Below are 22,483 nucleotides of genomic sequence, written 5' to 3'. Positions count from 1 at the left end.
CGGCCGAGGGGGGCCGGCCCGGAGGGAACCGGTGTTCCCGGGGCGGCTGACGTGGCTGCCCGTACCGCCCGGGGCGCCCGGTGGGTGGCGGGCCGTGACCGGCCGGTCGGCCGATCCACTCGAAGTGAGGCATTTTCTTTGCCTGCGTCGAGATTGTGACCAACATCGGCCGCCTCGTCTACCCTCGTGACGTGACATCCGACAACGACGAGCCCACCGCGGCGGCCTCGGCCCGTCCGCAGTCGCTCATGTTCAGCTTCCTGGGCATCTACGTGCTGGACCGCGAGGTCGCCGTCTACTCCGGAAGCATCATCGACGTCTTCGCCCGCCTCGGCGTGTCGGAGGAGGCGGTGCGCTCCACCCTGGCCCGTATGACCAAGCGCGGCCTGCTGGCCCGGCACCGCAGGGGGCGCAAGGCGTACTTCGGGCTCACGCCGCACGCCGCCGAGGTGCTGGAGGACGGACGCCGCCGGGTCCGCGACACCGGCGCGATCAACCGGGACTGGGACGGCACCTGGACCCTGGTCGGCTTCACCCTGCCCAACGACCGGGGCAGCGCGCGCCACGACCTGCGCTCCCGGCTGACCTGGGCCGGCTTCGCCCCGCTCCAGGGCGGCCTGTGGATCGCGGCGGGCTCCCGGGACGTCGTGGCGGCCCTCGCCCCCCTCGGCCTGGGGGACCACATCACCACCCTGCGGGCCCGGCCCACGGGGCTGACCGACTCCGCCGACCTGGTCCGCCGCGCCTTCGACGTCGAGGCCGTCGCCGCCCGCTACCGGGCGTTCCTGGAGCGGTGGGACACCAGCACCCCGCCGGTCGCCGACGACGACCTCGCCTGCCAGATCCTGCTGCACACCGACTGGCTGCAACTCGTCCGCCAGGACCCGCACCTGCCGGCCGAGCACCTGCCCGAGCACTGGCCGGCCATCCGCGCCGAGCAGGTCTTCCGCCTGCTGGACCAGAAGGTCGCCCCGGGCGCGCGGGCGGCGGCGGAACTGCTGGACGAGATCGAGCTCTGACGACGACGGTGCCACCGGCTCCGGCTCCGGCGCGTCCCGTGCCGCCGCCGGAGCCCGCCCCTCAGACCTTCTCGACCGCCACCCGGCCCTGCCCGGCGGTGAGCGCCCGTAGGTCGTCCGGATCGGAGGTCAGGATCGTCACCCGGCCCGGCAGGGCCAGGGCGGTCGCGCACAGCACGGCGTCGATGGCGTACTTGTGGCCGTGCAGCCCGGCACCGCGCAGCAGAGCGGCGGCGGCCTGGGCGAGAGCCTGGGTGACGGGCTCCACCCGGAGACGGGAAAGGGTCCACCGCAAGGCGGCGTCCTGGCCGAGGGCGTGCCGCTGGCGGCGTCGGCCCTGTTCACCGGTGTCGCGCTCGCCGTCACCGCGTTCCCGGTGCCGGCCCGCATCATCAGCGAACGGGGCCTGACCGGCAGCCGGTTCGGGTCGGTCGCGCCGGGTGCCGGTGCCGTGAACGACGCCGCGGGTCGGGTGCTGATGAACGCGCGGGGCCTGGTCCAGCTCATCGCGCTCAACCTCGGCCCGGCGGGGATCGTGACGCAGGCGATGTTCAGCGCCCTGGTCGTGGTCGCCGTCGTCACCACCGTCATGGCGCCGCCGCCACTGACGCTCCTGTACCGGCGGGAGCGGGCGCTCGGCCGCTTCTCAGCCGGGCAGGGACAGGTTGCCCCGCCGCCCGAGCCCGGCCCGGTCCGCATCGCACTCGTCTCTCCTGTGCGCTTTGCGGGCGGCGGCACCGGACTCCGACACGCGCGCCGGAGTCGCGCCCTCGACGGCCCCGAACCGGGGCTCGCCGTGACCGGGACCGCGGTGGGCGGCCCCCGCGGGGGCGCGGCGGTTTCCACGCCCCGGCGGGAGCGGGCCCCGCACGGATCCCCGACGGCGCTCCCTGCGCCTCCCCTCCTCCGCCCTGCCCTTCCGGCCGTGCCGGGGGTTCGCCGTTGACAAGTTCAGCTAATACAATTAGCTTCTAGCTAACTACATTAGTCAACTCCGGAGGACGCCATGACCGAGTACCTCGCCGTCGACGGCGGCACGCTCGCCTACGAGGTGACCGGGGCCGGCCCGCTGGTCGTCCTCGCGCACGGCATGGGCGACAGCCGCGCCGCGTACCGTGCCGTGATCCCGCCGCTGGTGGCGGCGGGTTACCGGGTCGCCGCGGTCGACCTGCGCGGCTGCGGCGAGTCCAGCACCGGCTGGCCGGACTGGAGCCGTACCGCCGTCGCCGGCGACCTGCTCGCCGTGATCCGCCATCTGGGCGGCCCGGCCGTGCTCGTCGGCCACTCGTTCTCCGGCGGGGCCGCCACCATCGCCGCGGCGCGGGAGCCCTCGCTGGTCACCGCGGTCGTCGAACTGGCGCCGTTCACCCGCAAGCAGTCGTTCCGCCCCGGCGACCTGCGGGTGAGGCGCTTCCGGCAGGGCATGCTGCGGCTGCTCGGCACGGGCGCGTTCGGCAGCGCGCGGCTGTGGCGCTCGTACCTCGACGTGGCCTACCCCGGCGTGAAACCGGCCGACTGGGCCGAGCGGCTCGGCCGCGTCGACTCCCTGCTGCGCGAGCCGGGGCGGATGGCGGCCCTGCGGGGCATGGGCCGCAGCGCTCCGGCCGACGCGGGCGCGCGGCTCGGCGACGTCCGCTGCCCGGTCCTGGTCGTGATGGGCACCCTCGACCCCGACTGGGCCGACCCGCACGCCGAGGGGTCGGCCGTCGTCGACGCCCTTCCCCCCGGTCTCGGCCGCCTTGAGATGATCGAGGACGCCGGGCACTATCCACATCACCAGTTCCCCGACCGGGTGGTCTCGCTCATGCTCGCCTTCCTCCGATCGGACGCCGCCCGTGCCTAGGCCCGGCCTGACCCCGGCGTCCGTGGTCGCGGCCGGCGCCGCCCTCGCCGACGAGGTGGGCCACGCCCAGCTGACGATGGGCCTGCTCGCCGAGCGGCTGGGGGTACGCACCCCGTCCCTGTACAAGCACGTGGGCGGCCAGGAGGACCTCAACCGGCGCATCGCGGCCCTGGCGCTGGGCGAGGCCGCCGACTCCGTCGGCGGCGCGGTCCAGGGGTACGCGGGCCGCGACGCCCTGGCGGCCGCCGCGCGCGCCTTCCGCGCCTTCGTCCTGGCGCACCCGGGCCGGTACGCCGCGACGATCGGCGTGGAACCGTCCGGCCCGGACGATCCGCTGGCCACCGCGGGGCGGCGGCTGCTCGACGCGTTCACGGCGGTACTGCGCGGCTACGACATCGGGGAGTCCGACACCGACCACGCCCTGCGCATGCTCCGCAGCCTCTGCCACGGCTTCGCCACCCTGCAGGCGGCCGGCGGCTTCCAGTGGGGCACCGACATCGACGAGAGCTTCGAGTGGCTGATCGCCTTCGCCGACCGGGGCCTGCGCGCGGCCGGCGGCTGACGTCCGCCGGCCGGGGCGGCGATCCGGAGTTCTCCACCACCCCGACCGGGGGTGCGCGGTCACGACCGTGACCGCGCACCCGGCGGACTCCGGCGGTGCCCGCCGCGCGCCGGGAGCCGGGAGCCGGCGAACCGCCACCCGCCCCCACGGCCTCGCCCGCCGGACAGCCACGGTGGCGGACCGGGCGTCCGGGGCCATGCCCATCACCCGGCCGGGCTCGCGGCCGGTCTGCCACCGGTCACCACCGGCCCGACCGGCTCAGCCGGTTGACCCGGTCCCGGCCCGGCGGGCGGTGTGCCGCCGGGCCTTGGCCCGGTTGCCGCACACCTGCATGGAGCACCAGCGGCGGCTGTGATTGCGGGAGGTGTCCCAGAACACCTCGCCGCACCGCCGCTCCGCGCACCGCTTCAACCGCCGCACCTGCCCGGTCAGCACCAGCTCGGCCCAGGCGACGGCCAGTTGCGCCACGGCCCGGGACACACCGGTGAGATCGGGCGACGGCACGAGGACGGCGGGCGGCCGTCCGCCGTCCGGCGGCGCGGTGGCCGCGGTCAGGGTGACCATGACCGGCAGCCGCGCCAGCACGGCGTCGGCGAGTGCCAGCCGGTGCGGCGACGCGGGCGCGCCGCCGTCGTCCAGGGCCTCGCGCATGCCGGTGCGCAGGTCCAGACAGGCCCGGAGATCGGCTTCCGTGACGTCGGGTGACCGCTCGACGAGCCCCCCGTCGGCCAGCCAGCGGGCGAGCCCGGCGGGCGTGGACAGCTCCTCCCGTCCGCTCTCCAGGTCGACGGTGTTGGTGAAGTTCATGATCAGCTCGGCCGCCGCAGGCGGTTCGGACATGCGCCCTCCTCGTTCCGGCCAACCAACGAAACATAACCAGCCATTTCGATTGGCAGGTTAGCAGTCTCCTCGCTTCTCATGGGTAGTTCCGTACCAGACTAACTATCTATAAGCGTTGGAAGGTTAATCGATGGAGAAGGCCGCCTCCGGACCGGCCCCCGCGTCCCCGCCGCAGGCACCGCCGCAGCCCCCACCGAGCCGTCCACCGGACGCCGTGGCCACGCGGAACACCACCGTGCTGGTGCTGTTCACCTCTCTCACCAACCTCGCGGACGGTGTCACCAAGGTGGCACTGCCGCTGCTGGCGACCCGGCTCACCCGCTCCCCGGTCCTGGTCTCGGCCGTGGGACTCACCCTCACGCTCCCGTGGTTACTGGCCGCTCTGCACGTCGGCGTGCTGGTCGACCGCTACGACCGCCGACGGCTGCTGTGGATCGCCAACGCCGTCCGGCTGGCGGCCGTCGCGGCGCTCCTCGGCACCACCGTCACCGGCACGACCAGCCTCTCCGCCCTCTACCTGGGGGGTGTCGCCCTGGGCGTCGCCGAGGTCGTCGCCCTCACCTCGGCCACCGCCCTGGTGCCCATGGCGATCGCCCCCCGGAAAACTGGAGCGGGCCAACGCCTGGGTGGCCGGCGCCGAGACGGTGTGCAACGAGTTCTGCGGCCCCCTCGTCGGCGGACTGCTGGTGGCGGCGGGCGCGAGCGTCGCGCTGGGCGCCACCGGCGTGGCGTACGTGACCGGCATGATGGTGCTGCTCCTGCTGACCGGCCGGTTCGCACCGCACGCCGCCGGGGACCGGCCCACCGGCTCGGTGAACCAGCGGATCGCCGAGGGCCTGCGCCTCCTGTGGCACCAGCGGCTGCTGCGGACGATGGCGCTCGCCCTGACCGTGCTGTGCGCCTGCTGGGGCGCCTGGCTCGCCCTGATGCCACTGGTGGCGACCGGGCTGATGGGGCTGAGCGCCCAGCAGTACGGCATGCTGCTCAGCGCCCTCGGAGCCGGTGGCCTGGTCGGCGCGCTCACCGTGGGTCCGCTCAACCGGCTCCTCGGCCGGCGCCGGGTCATGTTCGCCGATCTGCTGGGCACCGCCGCCATGATGGCCGCGCCGGTGTTCACCACCGGTCTGTGGCCGGTGGCGGCGAGCGCCTTCGCCGGGGGCATGGGCGGCGTGCTGTGGACGGTGAACTCCCGGACCATCGGCCAGCGCATGGTGAAGACCGAACTGATGGGCCGCTACAACGCCGCCGCGCGCCTGTTCAGCTGGGGTGCGATGCCGCTGGGCGCCGGACTGGTGGGGGTGCTCGCCCAGTGGTTCGGGCCGCGCGCGGCGTTCGCCGTGGCCGCCCTCCTGGTGGCCGTTCCGTTCCTGCGCACCGTGACCCCGCGGGCCCTGGAGGAGGCGACGGCGCGGCGGCGGGGCCCGGACGCGCGTCCGGTCAGCGGCCGCCCCCGGGGGCGTAGGGCTGGAGGAGCTGGTCGACGGGCGCGTAGTCGTCGGTGAGCGGTCGGGCGTCGCCGATCCAGGAGGTGAGGTCGTCGCCGGTGGCGATCCTCCAGCCGGTCCGCCGGGCGTCCAGCGCCTCCTGGATCGCGCGCGGGTCGACCGGGCGGTCGGAGGCGAGCACCACCATGTTGCCGCCCCTGGAGGCGGCGGCCGGGTCGAGGCCGATGTCGGCGGGTTCGCCGAGGAGGGCGACGTGCTCGAAGACCTCGTCGAGGGTGGCCGCCTCGGCACGCGCGAAGGCCAGCTCACCGTGGTCGATGAGGTTGGCGACGTACAGGCCGTCCTCGTTGAGCACCCGCCGTACGTCGGTCATCGCCTCCACCGTGGTGAGGTGCCACGGCACGCTGACGCCCCCGAAGGCGTCACCGACGACGAGGTCGCGACTGCCGCCGTCCAGCCGCCGCAGGCCGAGCCTGCCGTCCTCCACGCGTACGTCGACACCGGCTCCGGGCCTCAGCCCGAGCTGGTCGCGGTCGATGCGCACGACCCCGCTGTCGATCTCGGACACGACGCTGCGCGTCCCGGGCCGCGTGGCCGCGAGGTAGCGGGGAAGGGTGAGCCCGCCGCCGCCCAGGTGGTGGGCGGCGAGTGGCTCGCCCTCGGGAAAGGCGGTGTCGACCACCGACGCGATGGCGCGCACGTAGGTGAACTCCAGGAAGGTCGGGTCCTCGAGGTCCACATAGGAGTGCCGCAGGCCGTCCAGAACGAGGGTGCGGCCGCTGTCCCGGTCGGGGTCGGCGACGACCCGTGCGCAGTGGTACCTGGTCTCCGCGTCGCAGTCACCGGGCGCGACCGTGGCGGCCAGGCCGCCGGCGACGACCACGAGTGCCAGGGCGGGGACGCCGCTCCACCCGCGCGTTCGCCACTCGACCAGCGCCGAGCCGGCCACCAGCAGTGTTCCCAGGCCGATCAGTATGCCGCTGACGGGCAACCGCGACACGAGGACGAAGCCGGTCAGGACGGTGCCGACGATGGCGCCGACGGTGCCGACGCCGGACAGCCGGCCGACCACCGTTCCGGTCTCGGCGAGGCTGGTGAGCCGCAGCTTGGTCACGATCGGCGTCACCGCGGAGAGCAGCGCGCCCGGTACGAGGATGGTCAGTGACGCGATCGACAGGAGCAGCGGCGGCGCCCACTCCGCGGTGGTGCGCAGCACGGCGGGGGTGAGCGCCACGACCGCTCCCGACACCCCGAGCGCGGGGCCCAGCAGCCGGCGCGGATCGATCCGGTCGGCGATGCGCCCGCCCAGCCAGGAGCCGAGGGCGATCGCGGTGAGGGCGATGCCGATCACCAGGGTGCTGGTCTCGAGGGTGAGGCCGAGGTAAGGGGCCAGCAGCCGCAGGGCGACGATCTCGACCACCAGGACCGCGGCCGAGGCCCCGAACACGAGCACGGCGGCGGCACGGGCACCCAGGCCGCGGTCGCGGGGGGTGCCCTCGGCGGCGGGCGGGGAGGACGATTCGGTCACGGAGGACATCCTCGCATGCGGCGCGCGGCCGAACGGTGTGCCGGGGATCCCCGGGACGGTGGCCGGTGCGACAGCCTGCCGCGTCCGTTCGGCGGGTCCCTGTTCGGCGGGGCCCGGGCGGCTGTGCTCAGGCCGCCTGGAGGGACCGCCTGGCCAGGCCGAGGGTGTAGCCGTCGATGGCCGCAGTGGGCGGTGCCGTCGGGTCGGTGGCGGCACCGAGGGTGACGCAGAGCGGCGTGAGGTGCTCCACGCTGGGGTGCGCGCAGGCCGCCGCCGGTGACCGCACCGGCGGCGGGGTACCGCACCGGTGTGCGGTCAGCCGGCGGCGAGGAGTTCGAGCGTGTCGATCACGCGGTTCGAGAAGCCCCACTCGTTGTCGTACCAGGCGACCACCTTGATGTGGCGGCCGTCGACGCGGGTGAGGGCCGAGTCGAAGACCGACGAGGCGGGGTTGCCCGTGATGTCGGAGGAGACGAGCGGATCCTCGGAGTACTCGAGGATGCCGGTGAGCGGCCCCTCCGCCGCGGCGCGGTACGCCGCCAGCACCTCCTCACGCGTCACGTCGCGGGCGACGGTCGTGTTGAGTTCGGCGAGCGAGCCCACCGGCACCGGGACGCGGATCGAGTCGCCCGACAGCCTGCCGTCGAGGTTCGGCAGCACCAGGCCGATCGCCCTGGCGGCGCCGGTCGTGGTCGGCACGATGTTGACGGCGGCGGCCCGGGCGCGCCGGGCGTCGCGGTGCGGACCGTCCTGCAGGTTCTGCTCCTGGGTGTAGGCGTGCACCGTCGTCATGAACCCGTGCTCGATGCCGGCGAGTTCGTCGAGCACCTTGGCCAGCGGCGCGAGCGCGTTGGTGGTGCAGGAGGCGTTGGAGACGATCGTGTGCGCGGCCGGGTCGTAGGCGTCGGTGTTGACCCCGAACGCGAGGGTGACGTCGGCGCCGTCCGAGGGTGCGCCGACGAGCACCTTGCGGGCGCCCGCGGCCAGGTGGCCCCGGGCGGCCGTGGCCGAGGTGAAGCGGCCGGTGACCTCCAGGACGATGTCGACGCCGAGCTCGGCCCACGGCAGCCGCGCCGGTTCGCGTTCGGCCGACACCGCGATCCGGCGGCCGTCGACGACCAGGGCGTCCCCGTCGGCGCCCACCGGGCGCCCGAGCCGGCCGGCGGTGCTGTCGTAGGCGAGCAGCCGGGCGAGCGCGGCGGGCTCGGTGAGGTCGTTGACGGCGACGATCTCCAGGACGCTGTCGCGCTCCAGCAGCGCGCGCAGCACATTGCGTCCGATGCGGCCGAATCCGTTGATGGCGATGCGAGTCATGGGCGTTGTCCCCTTCCCCTTCTTCCCCTTCTTCGCCTTCTTTCCCTTCACCACCAGGCTCGTCCGCGGCCGGCGCCGCCGACAGTGGCGCCATCGCCACGGTCCACAAGGATCCCGCCACGCGGTGCCGGGCGGGTCACTCGCCCCGGGTGAAGGTGCGCCGGTACTCGCTCGGTGTGGTGCCCAGGACGCGCCGGAAGTGCAGGCGCAGGTTCGCGCCGGTGCCCAGCCCGACGTCGGCGGCGATCTGCTCGACACCGCGCTGCGAGCGCTCCAGCAGTTCGCGGGCCCGGTCGACGCGGGCTCGCATCACCCACTGCATCGGCGTGCAGCCGGTCTCCTGGACGAAGCGCCGGGAGAACGTACGCGGCGAGACGCCGGCCTGCCGCGCCAGCATGCCGAGGGTGAGGGGCTCACCGAGCCGGCGCAGTGCCCACTCGCGGGTGGCGGCGAACCGCTCGCCCAGCGGCTCGGGGACGCTGCGCGGCACGTACTGGGCCTGGCCGCCGCTGCGGTAGGGGGCGGCGACCAGGCGGCGGGCCGCGTGGTTGGACGCGGCCACCCCCAGGTCGCCGCGCAGGATGTGCAGGCACAGGTCGATGCCGGAGGCGGCGCCGGCCGAGGTGAGCACCCCGCCCGCGTCGACGAACAGCACGTTCTCGTCGACCCGGACGAGCGGATACCTGGCCTTGAGCGCCTGCGTGTAGTGCCAGTGGGTGGTGGCGCGCCGGCCGTCGAGCAGACCCGTGGCGGCCAGCGCGAAGGCGCCCGTCGAGATGGCCGCGAGCCGCGCGCCCCGGTCGTGGGCGGCGGTCAGCGCCTCGACGACGGCCCGCGGCGGGTCGTCGCGGTCCGGGAACCGGTAGCCGGGGACGAAGACGACATCGGCCCAGACCAGCGCCTCCAGACCGTGGGCGACGCGGTACGCCAGACCGTCACCGCCGGTCACCGGTCCGGGCGTCGCCCCGCACACCCGCACCTCGTACGGCATGCTCGCGCGGGTCGTGAAGACCTGCGCGGGAATGCCGACATCGAGCGGCTTCGCGCCCTCCAGCACCAGGACGGCGACACGACGCAGACGGGGCGCAGCGGACACAGGAGGAGATTACGCGGAGCACGGCGCCGGTGTGCCGGGCGCCCGCCGCGGACCGGGTACCCGGCACACCGGGCGGGCTGCCCGCCACAAGGTCAGCGCTGCAGGGTGAGGAGGCCCGGCCGCCACGGCAGCCGGTTGTAGTCGCCGCCCGCGCCGGGGGACTTGCCCTGGTAGAGGAACCGCAGGTTGCAGGGGTCGATGGTCATGGTCTGGTCCGGGTTGTCGCGGACCAGGTCACCGTGGCTGATGTCGTTGGTCCAGGTGGCGCCGCTGTTGGCCCTGCCCGCGAAGGGGTTGCTCTCGCTTGCGGCCTGCGGGGTCCACGAGCCGCTCAGGCTGGAGGCCGTGAAGGAGCGGAAGTAGCGCCCGTTCGCGCCCATGGCCTCGACGATCATGAGGTACTGGTTCTGGCCCTGGACCTTGTAGACCTGTACGCCCTCGAACAGGTTGGCCTTCGTGTCGCTCATGATCGTCGTGTACGACGAGCCGAAGTTGCCCGGGAAGTTGCCGATCGGCATGCTCGCCCGGTAGATCCTGCCGTTGTCGCCGGCGAAGAACAGGTACATGTTCCGGTCGTCGGCGATCAGGGTCTGGTCGATCGGGCCGGTGTCGGAGTCGGAGATGCTCCCGGTGAACAGCGGCTGCGGAGCGGACCAGCCGTTGGGGTTGGTGGGGTCGCTCGACGTGCGGTAGATGAAGGGCCACTGACCCCACTGGTACGCCAGTACCCAGACGTTCTTGGGCGCGAAGTAGAACAGCGTGGGCGCCACCGCGGCCTGGTTCATCCCGGTCTGGCCGGCCGACGCCATGTCGGACCAGTTCGTGAAGGGGCTGAACATCATCGAGCCGTACGACGATCCCGAGTAGTTCGTCGCGTAGACCAGGTGCCTGCCGTTGTGCTTCACGGCGGTGAAGTCCTTCACCGCGGCCCACCCGTGTGCCGGCTGCGCCAGCACACCCGTCGACGTCCACCGGTACGTCGACGGAAGGGAACACGCGCCGTCCGTCGGCGGCGTCCCGGACAGGCCGGTCCACTTCTGGTCGCTGCCGCCGTCGCACGTCCCGATCTGCACCGCCGTGCCGTTGGCCGTACCGGCGCCCGCGGCCTCCAGGCACAGCCCGGACTCCACGCCGACGGCCGTGCCGTCGGAGTTCACCCGCCACTGCTGGTTCGCACCGCCGTTGCAGGTCCAGATGTGCACCCGGGTACCGGGCGCGGTGGCGTGGCCCGGAACGTCCAGGCACTTGTCGCCGTACACGGTCAGCTCATTGCCGTCCGTCAGCGTCCACTGCTGGTTGGCCCCGCCCCAGCAGTCGTAGAGCTGCAGGTACGTGCCGTCGGTCTGGTCGGCGCCCAGCACGTCGAGGCACCGGTCCGAACCGACACCGCGCAGGGCGCCGCTGTCGGCCGCCTGGGCCGAGGGGGCGACGAGCACCGCCGCCAGCACGGCCAGGGCCGCGATCGCGGCGGCTAACACCGCGGACGGGTTCCCGCGGATGGAACTTCCTCTGTGCATGGGGACTTCTCCTACCTTGAGCAGGCGGACCCGGCCGGCCTCGTCAGAGGCTGTCCGGGCTGTCGGTGCGGTACGTGTGCGGCGATCTGCGCGTACCGCGGCAGACCGCTTGCGGCTCCCTGGTCCTTCGCGGCTTTCCGGAAGGCCGGTGGCGCCCGGCACCTTCGGGCCGCGCGGGCGGGTCGAACGGCTGACATCGATGTCCGCGAAACCCTGCCGGATCACCGGGTCCGCGTACTTCCCGGTGGCGGTCGCGGCGCGCGGCAACAGAGGAAAAGACGACAAGGCCTTGGCATTGACATGCGGCGGACTCCTTGCGGCTCGGCATTCGGGGTACGCCCCGGAGCGACCCTGCTGGGCGGTGGAGCGATCCCAGTACGTTCGATATATCGAATGACAGTCGGAGTATCGATCAAACTGAATGATAAGGAGTAGGTGGACGACGTCAATGCTTCTCGCATGTACTGCCGCCGACGCCGAGACGTCCCGTAGGGCCGGCGCGCGAGACGGCTCCGCCCCACATGCGACTGACACATCCTGCGCCGCCCCCGGCCCCCCGGGCCAGGACGCGAGGAGAGACAGGTCAGGCGCTCCCCTTTCCACCGGGGTCTTTCGGCGGATGCTGCGCACCCTTCGGGCCTCACTGCCCGTGGTACGTACGGCGCAGGTCGACGAGTTCGACATCGCCGCGCCGGTCGGCTTCGCGCCAAGGTCGTCGGTGAAGCCGGAGTGGTGAGCGGTCGCGGTCCTCGAACGTGCCGGTCGGAGGGGTTGCGGCGATTTTCCGTGAAGCCGCTCGGCTACCCGATCCCGTAAAGACCCGGCAGGTCGACCAGCAGGAGATCATCGCGGCGAGCCACTGCGTCAACCAGATCGGGATGGAAACCGTGGAGGGAGAACAGGGCCAGCGTGGCGCCCGTCGTGTCGTAGCCCTGGTCGGCGAGCAGGCTGCGGATGTGCTCCAGGCGTTGCAGATCGCCGGTTCCGCGGCGGGCGGCGGTGGCCTTGGCCTCGCCGACCAGGGCGATCCGAGCGCGCGGCGCCTGCGGACGCTCGCCCAGGGCGAGGGCGATGACGTCGACCTCGTGCTTGGTGCGGGCCACCGGGTCGGCGACCTCGGTGGTGCCGACCGGGCCGGGCAGACCGCCGGGGAGCAGGGTGTGGGCGTAGCGGCGGGTGAAGGTGCGGGCGAGGTTCTCGTACCGCAGTGGGCACGAGGGGTGCTTCGCCAAAGAACCGCAGGTCAGATCACTTTCGTGGAGGGAACGGCCATTCCGCCCGGTGAATGACCGGAAACAGGTCGAGCGCGGTGTCCGGCTCGGTGGGACCGCAGGTCAGGAGCCCTTCTCGGCGGGCTTGAGGATCGCGACGCACTCCATGTGGTGGGTCATCGGAAAGATGTCGGCCGGAATCAAGCCCGGGAAACTGCAGGCCAGAGAGGTCTTTCTGTCCCCCCGGGAGTCCACGGGCACCGTGAGCGTCAAACGAGCGTCATGGCCCACGGGATCCACGACACGGCCGGGCGGCCCTCCGGTGTCAGACCGGAAGGTCGTCGGGCAGGACCCGGAACGCCTTGTATCGACCCAGTGGGCGCACAGCCCGGAAATCACGACGGTCAAGCGTGAGTACGGCGTCGGTGTCGTACTCGGCGGCGAGGGCCACGTTCACCGCATCCGCGAGGTCCAGGTCCAGGTCGCGATACCGGGCACGCACCGACTGGGCTACATCCAGATGGTCTTCCGTGATCTCGGGCAGGGCGATACGGCCTCGACGCATCCAATGCCGGATGTCGTCGACCGCGCTGAGCGCCGCTTCACGGCCGAGCTCGCGCGTGGCGACGTGGTCGATCTCCGCGAGCAGCAGTGGGGACATCACAAGGAGCCCAGCTGCCATGATCGCCTCGTTCGACGCGTGATGCTCGGGATGGGCGGAGTCGAGCGCCGCGAGGAGCCCGGAGGTGTCCGCGATGACGATGATCACGCGGCGGTCCCGGACTCGGTCTCGCGGCTCACGGCGTCGGCGACGGTGTCACGCACCTCGCTCTTGCCGGGAGTACGACCTGCCCCCCGGAAAGTGCGGGAGAAGAGAGGCTCGTCCCAGAGACGGTTGGCCATAGCTGCGAGATGGATGCCCTGACGGATGATCTCGGCCTCGCTGACGCCGCGCCGCTTCGCGGCCTCCTTGATGATCGCGAGATCTTCCGGATCGGCGTAGACATTGGTTCGCTTCATAGACATGTACCATGCATAGCACATGTACCACGGCGGTGCATAACCTCTACAGTCGTGCGCTCCATGAACGACGCGACCAGCACGGACGACGGAAACGGAGCAACTACCTCCGCTCGTCGGCAACCGGTGCTCCTGCAATGCCAGACCTCGGCAACGCGTAACCAGTCTCACTGGTCTCGGAACTCGAGGGCTTCTCCGGTATGTACGAGCCAGGGTGAGGCGCGTGGTCAAGCCTTCCCTCGCAGCGCAGGAATCCTGGCTGCGAGGGAAGTCGAGGATCACGGCAGGCAAGGGGCGAAAGTTCTACAGAGTGTCCGTGAGAGGGCTGGGCAGATCGAGAGCGGCAAGCCGGTCGGGCAGGGCGCGAAGGAGCGCGGGGCCAACGAGACAACGTTGGCGAGCTGGGTGTCACTGGCCCGTCGGGTCGGTGCGCGCAACAAGGAACGGTGCTGCGGGCAGGTCGGCGGTGGGACGATCGGCGTGAAGCCCCGCTTGCCCGTCTTGTCGGCCACCAGAGACCCGGCCGTAAACCGTGCCGACTGCCCGGATAGCCGGGCAGTCGGCATAGTACGTGCTGTCAGCCGCCGTCACGCGTGGAGCGCCACGCACTCCCGCAACAGCGGTTCCAGGCACAGCTGAACGCCTTCACGGTCGAAGACCTGGAGGGCTTCAAGGCACGTCACGATCCAACGCGCCTCGTCCTCATCGACCTCGCATCTGACCGCGACGGCGGTCAGCGCACTCTCTCGGTCGAACAATCCGCCCTTGTACTCCTCCGCCAGGGCCCGGTATCCGGTGGCAAGCAACGGGTCCGCGTACAGGCCCGTGTCCTTGACAAAGGCGTGGGCACGGGCCCGGTCGGTGCGCAGGCCGGCCAGGCGGCGCAACGCCTCCTCGGGGCCGTCCAGTTCGCGGTGCAGCCGGTGGGCATCGCCGACCAGCCGCGGCCAGCCTCCGGTCAGCTCGTAGAGCCTGTCCAACCGGTCCTCCCGCTGGAACATGTCTACGCGCTGCGCCCAGCCGCGCAGGCTGCGGCGGTCGTGCCGACGCAGCACCACCCGGGCGGCCGAGGTGGGTTCAGTACTGGTCAGCAGGGAGCGCCACAGCGCCAGCTGGGCGGTATCGGTGACGAGGACGACCGCGCGGGTCACCCCGGGGGTGAGGGGCAGCAGCGTCTCGGCGAGGTCGACGGCTTCCCGGCAGGTCTCGGGACGCACCGGGTCGCGGTAGTTGACGAAGTCGCTGATGATGACGCGTCGTTCGCGGGGACGTCCGCCGGTGAGCTCCTGCTTGTAGACGCTGGGCTTGCCGACCGGCGGCAGCGTCCAGCCAGCGATGCCCGCGGTGAGAGCCCGCAGGGTGTCGGCGACATCGCCGACACCGGTGGCGGGGGTACCGAGGACGACTCTCGTCTGGTTGGACCACCGGCCGAGAAGGTCGTCCAGCTGAACATTGGTGAGCGATGCAGGCCGGCCGTCGGGAAGCTCGGGACGGCCTTCCTGCACGATGCTCTCCTGAAGCTCGCAGTCCTCCTCGGCCCTGAGCAGGCGGGCTTCCACCTCATGGGAACTGCCGATCATGCGCAGGGCGTTGGGACCGCGTAGATGCCAGCCCAGGCCGTCGTGGTTGGGCGCGAGGATGCCGAGACCGACCATCTCGGAGAGGTAGGCGCGGAACCCCTCGGTGTCGAGCTGTTCGAACCCCTTGCGCCAGTACGTCTCGCACTCCTCACGCAGTTCGGTATCGCTCAACCGCACCTCCAGACCGCGGTGGCGGGCGTGGTAGGCCAGCACGTTGGCGATCACGTCGTACCGGTGGTCGAGGCTGAGGGTGTCCTTGAAGGCCGCCGAAATACTGTCCCGGAGCCCGGCGTCCGACTCCACGACCTCGATGTCGGCAAGTTCCACCGGGTACGGAGGGCCCTCGGCACCGCGCCGCGCCCGCTTGCGGTGCATCAGTTCCACCAGCCGGTGACCGAACATCTGAAGCAGGAAGGGCTGGTAGGAACAGTAGCCGAGTACCCGGTTGACCAGGTCCATGTCCTGGAACTCGAAGCCGAGTGCCCGCATGGGCTCGACCAGTAGCTCGGCGGCGAACTGGGGGGCGAGCGGGCCGACCACCTTCGGAGTCTGTGCGAGGTGGCCGAACGGCCCGTTGCTCGCGAGCTTGGCGAACCGCTGCACCGAGTGCAGCCCGGCGAAGACGACCTTGGCCCGGTCCTTGGTGTCGTCCCCGAGTCCCTTGAGCTTCTTCGTCTGGTTGAACCGGGGGGCGTCCGCCTCGAAGAACTGGTCGCACTCATCGAGCAGGATAAGCAGCCGACGACGCGAGTCCGCATCGGTCCAGGCCCGGATGCCCGTGCGCACACGCCCGGAGATGTCGGCAGTGCCCTTCGCGGTCCTGCGGCGCTGCAGCGGTTCCAGTACCCGCGCCTCGGTCAGCTTCCGGTCCAGGACACTCCACAGCGCCTCCGGGCCGAGCGAACTGCCCTTGCCGATGTTCTCCTGGTCCAGGTTCACGTACACCGTCTGGTGGTAGCCGGGGCGCTGCTCCACGAACCTGTCCCCGGCGTCGGCGAGCAGCGCCGACTTGCCGAGTCCCCGGCCGCCGTAGATGACCTGGGTGCCGCGCGGGTCAATGATGCTCTTTCGCTCGGCGTCACGGCCGTAGAACATCTCGCCGCCGATCCGGCCGCGCTTTTCCCTGATGTACGGGTTAACACCGGAGAACGGCAGCAGCGTCTGCGTGGACGTGCTGACCTGCCGGTTGCCATGAGCCGCAAGGTAGGCGAGGGCGGCGTCGTCGACGACCAGCAGGGGCTGCAACCGGTCAGAGCCGACGGCGAGTTCCACGCGGGCTTCGCGGCTGAGCGTGCCGAAGTAGGCGACGAGGAGACTCGCTCCGCTGGTGTCGCGTTCCGCGAGGCTCATGACAACCTTGGCGGGCGGGCGACCCCACACCATCAGCACCCGCAGCGTGCCGCCCTGTTCCCGGATCTGCGAGCCGAAAGCGGGCGCCTTCGCCCGGCCGTTGATCTCCACCTCGGTCGCCTCGAAGAAACGGTACTCGCGCCGGCGCAGATTGGGGGATCGCTCGTCGAGCGGTCTGGCACTCTTGGCGTCGTAGCCGAGGAGCTTGAGCAGCGGCGGCAGCTGCCTCCTTCCCGACACTTCGAGCCGGTCCTTCGGCTCGGTCGCGCCGAGCCCCCGCCACCCGTCGAGGGCGTCGGCCGCCAAGGCGGCCTCATCGGTGGACAGGGCACCGTAATCGAGGACGGGAAGCGTCGGATGCTTGGCGCAGGTACGGACGAGGTCCACGAGCTCGCGGTCGATGCCCCGGGGCAGACCATCGGGCACCCCCGGGAAGAACTCGGTCAGGTGAGGGTCGCTGCCCTCGATCTCCGGAACGGGTTCGCCGATCTCCAGGAAGTAGACGAGGTCGGCCGCGGTGGCCAGGCCGCCGGTGTCCAGGTGGCGCAGAACCTGGGCGCGCCCGTCAACGGTGAGGTCCAGAGCGTCGAGCCGGGCCCGGATCCGGTCGGCCGCCTGCTGCCGGAATTCGGGCAGGTCGCTGCACACGGTGTCGAGGGCCTGGCGTACGTCCCTCAAGTCGCGCGTGCCGGTGCCGTCAAGCCAGTCACGGGCGTCGGCCAGCAGCTCCTGCAGGCGCAGGTCCTGGTCGTCGGTTACGGCGCCGTCGGCCTGTGCACGATGCAGCTCGGCGACGAGTTCGTCGTGCTCTCCGCGCAGCTCCGTACGTCGGGCGCCCTCCCGTGCCTCGATCTCGGCCAGGGCGGGCGGGACGAAGTCACCGGACTGCGTGGCGGGCAGCAGCCCACGGCCGGCGAGTTCGACGATGATACGGGTCGCAGTGAAGGCATCACGGGAGAGCCGCTCGGCGAGGGCGTCCTGCCAGGTGCGGTCGACCGCGGCGAGGAGCCGGTCGAGCGACGGGTGCTCGTCAGGGGTGTCGCAGACCTTCAGCAGTTCCACGTCCAACACCGCCTCGGGGGCGACCGAACCACCCGCGCGTGTGGTCGCGGACTCACCGGCCAGCAGGGCGAACAGCTCCTCCATCGAGGCGCGTGCCGCCCAGGCGGCCGCGGCGGCGACCGCACCCGAGCGGCGCGCCAGCTGTTCCAGCTCGGCGAGCAGTGCCTCCTTGCCGTCCAGGAGCGACCGGCACAGGGAGGAGATCTCTTTGATCGCCCGGTTGCCGTCGGAGCGGTCGCCGCGGCGGATGCCGTCGACCGCCAGACACCACTCCTTGACCAGGCCGACGGATCGTTCCACGAGATGCACCAGGTCCTGCCGCCCGGAGCCTTGGAGCGGCTTACCGCTGGACGCACGGTACTTGCGGTCCATGCGGTCGATCTCACTGTTGATCTCGTTCAGCTTCGACAGGCGCTCGACCTGTTCCCGAACCTGTGGCACCGCGTCACGCTGGTCGCGGACCACCGTCGTCAGCAGCTTCCCCAGCATTCCTCCGTCAGAAGCCAGCCACCGTTTGGCGATCTCCGTCGCCCGCGCGAACCGCAGCCTTGGCGGCACGAGCAGCGCACGGCACTGCTCCCCCAGCTCCCGCAATCGCGCCTCCGTCTCGGAGACATCGGCGATGACGACCAACGGGGAGACAGTCATGAGAACACCGCTGAGGGCACGGTCGGCGACGACGGTCGCGGCTTCGGCAAGCCGATCCGGCAGACGGGGCACCAACACCTTGAGCTGGGCACCCGCCAAGTGGTCGCCGGTGATCAAGGCCGTACGCAGCAGAGCGGGCAGCAGCAGGAGCTCGCTGCCCTCCACGTCGCGGCCCGTGTGTTCGCCGCACTGCTGGAGCACGCCCGTGGTCAGCCGGGCACCCTGGCTGTCACCGGAAGTGAGTAGCGCGGCGGCACCGGCCAGGCGGAGCGCCGTCACCTGCGGTTCGGGATGGCCGGTGGCACGGGCCACGTGGTGGGCGAGTCCGAAGCGCCGCTCGACGACGAGCCGCGCCATGATCCGCTCAATGGCGCTCTCGTCCTCGTCTCCCTTGTCCTGGGCCATGGACGTGATCGGGGCGGGAACCGTTCCAGGGACCGAAGCCGTTACCGGCACGGATGCGTACTGCTCACGCGGTGCGGTGTCGGTGAGCGTGGGCGCGGTGTCGCCGTCCGGGGCCGAGAGCGGTGCCCGGTCGCTGTCGGTGCCTGCCTCGCTCTGTCCGTCGTCGGTGTCGACAGGACCGGGGACCTCCGTGACGGGCGCGGCCGCTTCCGGTCCGGGGGCGGGGTCAGGCACAGTTTCCTGTGCGGAGTGGTCTGGGGTTACGTCCGCCGGCGGCTTCGTGTCCGCCTGCTCGGCCTCCTGAGCGGCGCCGTGTTCCCCGGCCTCCGTACCGGCGGCAAGCCGGGTCGCGCCCACCGCCGCCTCGGTGCGCTCGTGACCGGCCCCCTCCGGTTGGGCGAAGGCCAGTTCATGAGCCATGACCGCTGCCATGGCACACGTGGGCAGCCCTCGCACGACCTGCTCTTGCAGAGCAAGGATCTCCGCTGCGGCGTCCGCCTGCCGCCCCAGCCGGATGAGCCTGGCCAAGGCGGTGAGTGCGGCGCACTCCTCCCGTTGCGCCTGCTCCCACACCGATGTGTCCAGCAGGCGGCCGGCCGCACCTCGCACGGCTTCGGCGGCAGAGGCGGCGGGGCTGTCCGGACCGCAGACGACACCCAGGAGTTCCCGCAGGGTGTCCCGTGTCCGAAGGTCGTGCTCGCGTGCTGCCCGGTGCGTGCTCGCGGCGCGCGTCATGTCCTCCAGCCGACGGGGCACCCCGTCGATCCCCGCCGCGTGGAACACGGCCTCGGCGCTGTCGAACACCGCATTCAACGCAGCGAGCGCTGCCAGGTCCTCGTCCTGCGGAGGGCGGCCATCCGCGACCGCATCCGTCACCTTCTCAGCGGCTTGCCGGGCTCGAGCGAGGGCCGACTCCACATCCCCGCAGACCTCGTCCGGCCTCCTCGCCTCGCCGGTCCGGCCAGTGTCGACCGCCGCTGCGGACGCGTCCTTCGGGGCGGCCACGAGCGGTGGCTCCCGCTCCTCCGCCGGGCCGGACATGATGCCCGGGTGCGCCGCCGCGATCGACCGCGCAACGTCACCGACAGCGGCGAGTCGTGCCCTCTCGTTCGCGTCGGCCGTCACCGCGAACCAGTCCTGGTCCGCGGCCCAGCCAAGGATGCGGGCATCGACGACAGAGGCATTGCACCACGCGAACACCGCGGCCCGGATCAGCGTCGTACCCCACCGGGAAACGGGGTCGGAAGCGGACCAGTCGTCCGGCGCGACGACGTACGCGTTCACCTGGTCCATCACGGTCTGCGTGAGTTCCCTGACCCCACAGCTACAGGTGTGCTGCCGGGCGCCGCGCCGCAACCGGGCGAGAACGTCCTGGCAAAGAGCATGACCGGCCCGTCGAGGAGCCGCCATGCGGATACCCAGGTTGCCGAGCAACTTCTGCCGGTGCTTGGGCGGCAGAGAGTTGAAGGCGAGTTCCACCATGTCGACCGTAAGGTCGTTCAGGGCGGCGACGGCCGGGTGATCCAAGGCGTTGAGAGCGGCGGCCAGGGCCGAGAGTTCCTCGGCCGAGGCTCCGGGCGGGGACGACGGCGGCCCCGTCACGACGTGGTAGCGGTCATGCATGTACGCGCACTCCGTTTCTGTGGCCGGGTTTACCGGGTCGGCTCACCTGACGCCGGGGAGCCTGGAGAGAGGAACGGGATGTGAAGGAATCGGCGGAAGCCTTGGGTTGCGGTCAGCGGCCGCGCGTGTGCTCGGTGACGAATGTGTAGCCGTCGGGCAGTTCCCAGCCGTCCGCCTTGCCGAGCCTGCGGCAGTGCTCCCGGAAAGCCGCTCGCTGGCCGTCACTGGGCAAGCACCCCGGGCGCAGGCGACGGAGATGGCCGGAGACGAACTGAGACGCGAGCAGCCCCGCGGCACCCGGTTCCGTATCCGTATCGCCCCAGGGGCGTATCACCCGCCGCCGGACCGGACAGTAGCCGACGAGGGGGATGGTCGGCTCCCTGTCTCGCGCCGGGAAGTGTGGCTGCCCCCAGGCGTCCCGGCTGCCGAGGGCCGGCTCCAGGAACCGTTCGGCGAGCAGTTCCGCGACCGCGGCTTCCAGGGCGGCGGCCTGTGACCGGGCCGGCCGACGCCCGTATACCGCGCTCGGCAGGACCGAGCGGTCCATCAGCGCGTGGCCGTCCAGGGTGAGCAACCCGCAACGGCGCACGGTGCGCATCACCAGCTGCCGGGGCCCGAGCCCGGCCGCGCTGTCACCGTGGCGATCACTGCCCGGGGCGTCCTCCCTGGTGAGCACACGAGAGTCGTAACAGTGCCCGGTCTCGCGGTCGCCGACCTGCACCCGTTCCTCGAGCCGCGTCGTGGCCAGGTGGATCACCGGGTCGCCACGGCGGCGGCGCAGTTCGAGCATCAGTCCGGGAAAGAAGTCGCGGGGCCAGGCGATTCCGGTCAACCGGCCCGAGTTGTGGCCGAGTTCGGCGACGACATCGTGCGCCGCCTCCGCTTCGTCCGACTCCTCGACGAGGTGATGGAGTTCGAGGCGCACCTTGGGGCGCGCACCGTGAGACCGGTGAAGGTCCCGTACGGCGCACGAAGGCAAGGGGAACCAGCCGCCGATGAGATGGGTCAGCCGCAAAGGCGCCCGCCAGACAGCTTCCTGCGCGTCGTCCCGCAGGAGTTCGCCGGCGCCCAGGGAGACGTCGTCGGCGAGTGGCAGATCGACCGGGTCCAACTCCGCTTCCGGTTCCGGCTCCGACGACGCAGGCAGTGTTGACGTCCAGCCGCGTCCGGCCGGTGCAAGGGGATCTCCGGGCGCCTCCGCATCACCGGGGTGATGGGACCGCCACACGCCTCCGCCCTCGAAGGGGTCGTCGAGAGTGATCCGAGAGCCGTTCTCGAACAGGCCCTGGTCACTGTCCTCCCGGACACTGTCTGCGAGCGCTATGTTCGCCCGGCATACCGCGGTCGCGTAGCCCACTCCCCTGAGCCGTTCCGTCGCCCCTGGGACCCGCCGAAGCCTCGGTCCGATCGCCGTGTACACGGTGACCGGCGTTGCGAGGCCGAAGCGCCGCCTCCCCGGGGTGGCCGTGCGTGCCACCTCTGCCGCGAGAGACCTGAGGTCATCACCACCCAGCGGCCCGGTGTCCCGCCGGCAGTCCGCGAGAGACGTCCGGGGCATGGCGTAGTGACCCCATGTGCTCAACACAGCACTGGACTCGAGGACCCCCCGCACCGTTTCGAGGAGGCCGAGCAGACCCGCCCGCAGGTCATCGCCGAGCGTGCCACCCACCAGCGCGGCGAGGGATACGGGAACGAAGGGACTGAGCAGTTGCTTCTGTGCCGTCGTCAGAAGATGGTCGGCATAGGCCGTCAGGTCGTCGCGCCGGGCTGCCTCCGGGGACGGATAGCACATGTCAACGACGACATGCCCGTCCTCGTTGATCCAGCGCCGACGCGTGCGTAAACGGTGGAGCTGGGCTGGCGACAGGCTCAGAGCCGGCCCGAAGGCGTGAAGATCCGGCACCAGGAGTTCTTTTCGCCGCGGCTCGGCGTCGTTCCCCGGTCTGCCCGGACCCTCGGCACCCGCAGGAGCCCCCGACACCCAGCCCGGTACGTCACCGAGGGCGTCCACCTCCGGGTGGGCGCCCTCCTTGTGGACGATCTCGGCATACAGCGGCTCCGCCCCGGTGGCGACACACACCATGGCACCGACCGGCAGCACGGGAGCGCGCTCGCCGAAGGTGATCACGGGGAAGTCGTCAAGGCACAACGGACTGCCGCCATAGCCGTCGCCCCCAAGGTCGTACCCGAAGTACACGGCGTTGAAGGCGACGGTGGTGTGCACCGGCGCCGGACGGACCGCGACAACGGCTTCGAGATAGCGCAGCAGCCGATCCCGTTCCCGGTCGGGTACGGCGTCGTAGCCCCGCGTCATAGCGGAGGTCAGCAGAGCCCGGTCGCCGTACGGATCCGGTACTCCTGTCCCCCCGTGTTCGCCGACCGTTGCTGATACATACGGGTCCCCACCCATGACACCTCCG

The 22,483-nt window shown here is 71.7% G+C and carries 15 protein-coding genes and 3 pseudogenes; 6 read left to right on the top strand and 12 right to left on the bottom strand.

The features are described from left to right. Positions 1–191: 191 nt before the first annotated feature. Positions 192–1,019: a PaaX family transcriptional regulator gene (locus V1L54_RS16405; RefSeq protein WP_330118745.1), complete on the top strand. Its 828-nt coding sequence runs from the start codon at positions 192–194 to the stop codon at positions 1,017–1,019. Between the two features lie 61 nt (positions 1,020–1,080). On the opposite strand, the pseudogene V1L54_RS16400 reads toward V1L54_RS16405, so the two are convergent. Continuing rightward, a pseudogene (locus V1L54_RS16400) lies at positions 1,081–1,338 on the bottom strand (DNA-binding protein); the annotation flags it as partial. Between V1L54_RS16400 and V1L54_RS16395 the strand changes: the two are divergent. Genes V1L54_RS16395 through V1L54_RS16385 form a run of 3 tightly spaced genes read left to right on the top strand, consistent with a single transcriptional unit; the run spans position 1,336 to position 3,424 of the window. Continuing rightward, positions 1,336–1,965 carry a hypothetical protein gene (locus tag V1L54_RS16395; protein ID WP_330118744.1) on the top strand — a complete coding sequence of 210 codons (630 nt, stop codon included), beginning with the start codon at positions 1,336–1,338 and terminating at the stop codon, positions 1,963–1,965. The pseudogene V1L54_RS16400 and the gene V1L54_RS16395 overlap by 3 nt on opposite strands. Positions 1,966–2,025: 60 nt before the next feature. Continuing rightward, positions 2,026–2,862, top strand: coding sequence for an alpha/beta fold hydrolase (locus V1L54_RS16390; RefSeq protein ID WP_330118743.1), 837 nt, complete (start codon positions 2,026–2,028; stop codon positions 2,860–2,862). Positions 2,863–2,884: 22 nt separating this feature from the next. Continuing rightward, positions 2,885–3,424, top strand: a complete 540-nt coding sequence (locus V1L54_RS16385; RefSeq protein WP_330118801.1) for a TetR/AcrR family transcriptional regulator — start codon at positions 2,885–2,887, stop codon at positions 3,422–3,424. A 258-nt stretch (positions 3,425–3,682) separates the two neighbouring features. Here the strand turns inward: V1L54_RS16385 and V1L54_RS16380 are convergent, their stop codons facing one another. Further along, on the bottom strand, positions 3,683–4,264 hold the full coding sequence (locus V1L54_RS16380) for a CGNR zinc finger domain-containing protein (RefSeq protein ID WP_330118742.1): 582 nt from the start codon (positions 4,262–4,264) through the stop codon (positions 3,683–3,685). A gap of 130 nt (positions 4,265–4,394) precedes the next feature. Between V1L54_RS16380 and V1L54_RS16375 the strand changes: the two are divergent. Together V1L54_RS16375 and V1L54_RS16370 are read left to right on the top strand one after the other, a co-directional pair. Further along, positions 4,395–4,796: pseudogene (locus V1L54_RS16375) on the top strand (MFS transporter); the annotation flags it as partial. A 94-nt stretch (positions 4,797–4,890) separates the two neighbouring features. Then, entirely contained in the window at positions 4,891–5,766 is an 876-nt protein-coding gene (locus V1L54_RS16370; protein ID WP_330118741.1) for an MFS transporter, read from the top strand. Here V1L54_RS16370 and V1L54_RS16365 read toward each other — a convergent pair. From V1L54_RS16365 to V1L54_RS16320, 10 genes and pseudogenes are all read right to left on the bottom strand, one after another. Further along, positions 5,702–7,246 (bottom strand): fused MFS/spermidine synthase, encoded by a 1,545-nt coding sequence (locus tag V1L54_RS16365; protein WP_330118740.1) that lies wholly within the window; start codon positions 7,244–7,246, stop codon positions 5,702–5,704. The genes V1L54_RS16370 and V1L54_RS16365 overlap by 65 nt on opposite strands. 118 nt (positions 7,247–7,364) lie before the next feature. Next, the gene (locus V1L54_RS16360; protein ID WP_330118739.1) at positions 7,365–7,523 is read right to left on the bottom strand and encodes a hypothetical protein; all 159 of its coding nucleotides are present in this window, start codon (positions 7,521–7,523) and stop codon (positions 7,365–7,367) included. Positions 7,524–7,552: 29 nt separating this feature from the next. Further along, positions 7,553–8,551, bottom strand: coding sequence for a type I glyceraldehyde-3-phosphate dehydrogenase (gene gap, locus V1L54_RS16355; protein ID WP_330118738.1), 999 nt, complete (start codon positions 8,549–8,551; stop codon positions 7,553–7,555). A gap of 136 nt (positions 8,552–8,687) precedes the next feature. After that, positions 8,688–9,647 (bottom strand): GlxA family transcriptional regulator, encoded by a 960-nt coding sequence (locus V1L54_RS16350; RefSeq protein ID WP_330118737.1) that lies wholly within the window; start codon positions 9,645–9,647, stop codon positions 8,688–8,690. 92 nt (positions 9,648–9,739) lie between these two features. Beyond that, positions 9,740–11,164, bottom strand: a complete 1,425-nt coding sequence (locus V1L54_RS16345; RefSeq protein WP_330118736.1) for a non-reducing end alpha-L-arabinofuranosidase family hydrolase — start codon at positions 11,162–11,164, stop codon at positions 9,740–9,742. Between the two features lie 800 nt (positions 11,165–11,964). Then, positions 11,965–12,366: pseudogene (locus V1L54_RS16340) on the bottom strand (ATP-binding protein); the annotation flags it as partial. Positions 12,367–12,700: 334 nt separating this feature from the next. Next, positions 12,701–13,144, bottom strand: a complete 444-nt coding sequence (locus tag V1L54_RS16335) for a PIN domain-containing protein (RefSeq protein WP_327190768.1) — start codon at positions 13,142–13,144, stop codon at positions 12,701–12,703. Then, on the bottom strand, positions 13,141–13,401 hold the full coding sequence (locus tag V1L54_RS16330; RefSeq protein ID WP_330118735.1) for a ribbon-helix-helix domain-containing protein: 261 nt from the start codon (positions 13,399–13,401) through the stop codon (positions 13,141–13,143). The genes V1L54_RS16335 and V1L54_RS16330 overlap by 4 nt, the downstream gene beginning before the upstream one ends. Positions 13,402–13,982: 581 nt before the next feature. Further along, positions 13,983–20,063 carry a hypothetical protein gene (locus V1L54_RS16325; protein WP_330118734.1) on the bottom strand — a complete coding sequence of 2,027 codons (6,081 nt, stop codon included), beginning with the start codon at positions 20,061–20,063 and terminating at the stop codon, positions 13,983–13,985. Between the two features lie 112 nt (positions 20,064–20,175). Next, the gene (locus V1L54_RS16320; RefSeq protein ID WP_330118733.1) at positions 20,176–22,377 is read right to left on the bottom strand and encodes a hypothetical protein; all 2,202 of its coding nucleotides are present in this window, start codon (positions 22,375–22,377) and stop codon (positions 20,176–20,178) included. Positions 22,378–22,483: the final 106 nt, after the last annotated feature.

Source organism: Streptomyces rubellus (genome assembly GCF_036323805.1).
In the GTDB taxonomy this organism is placed as follows: Bacteria; Actinomycetota; Actinomycetes; order Streptomycetales; family Streptomycetaceae; genus Streptomyces.
The sequence above is the reverse complement of the archived record's forward strand: the minus strand, read 5'-3'. Positions and strand labels throughout refer to the sequence as shown.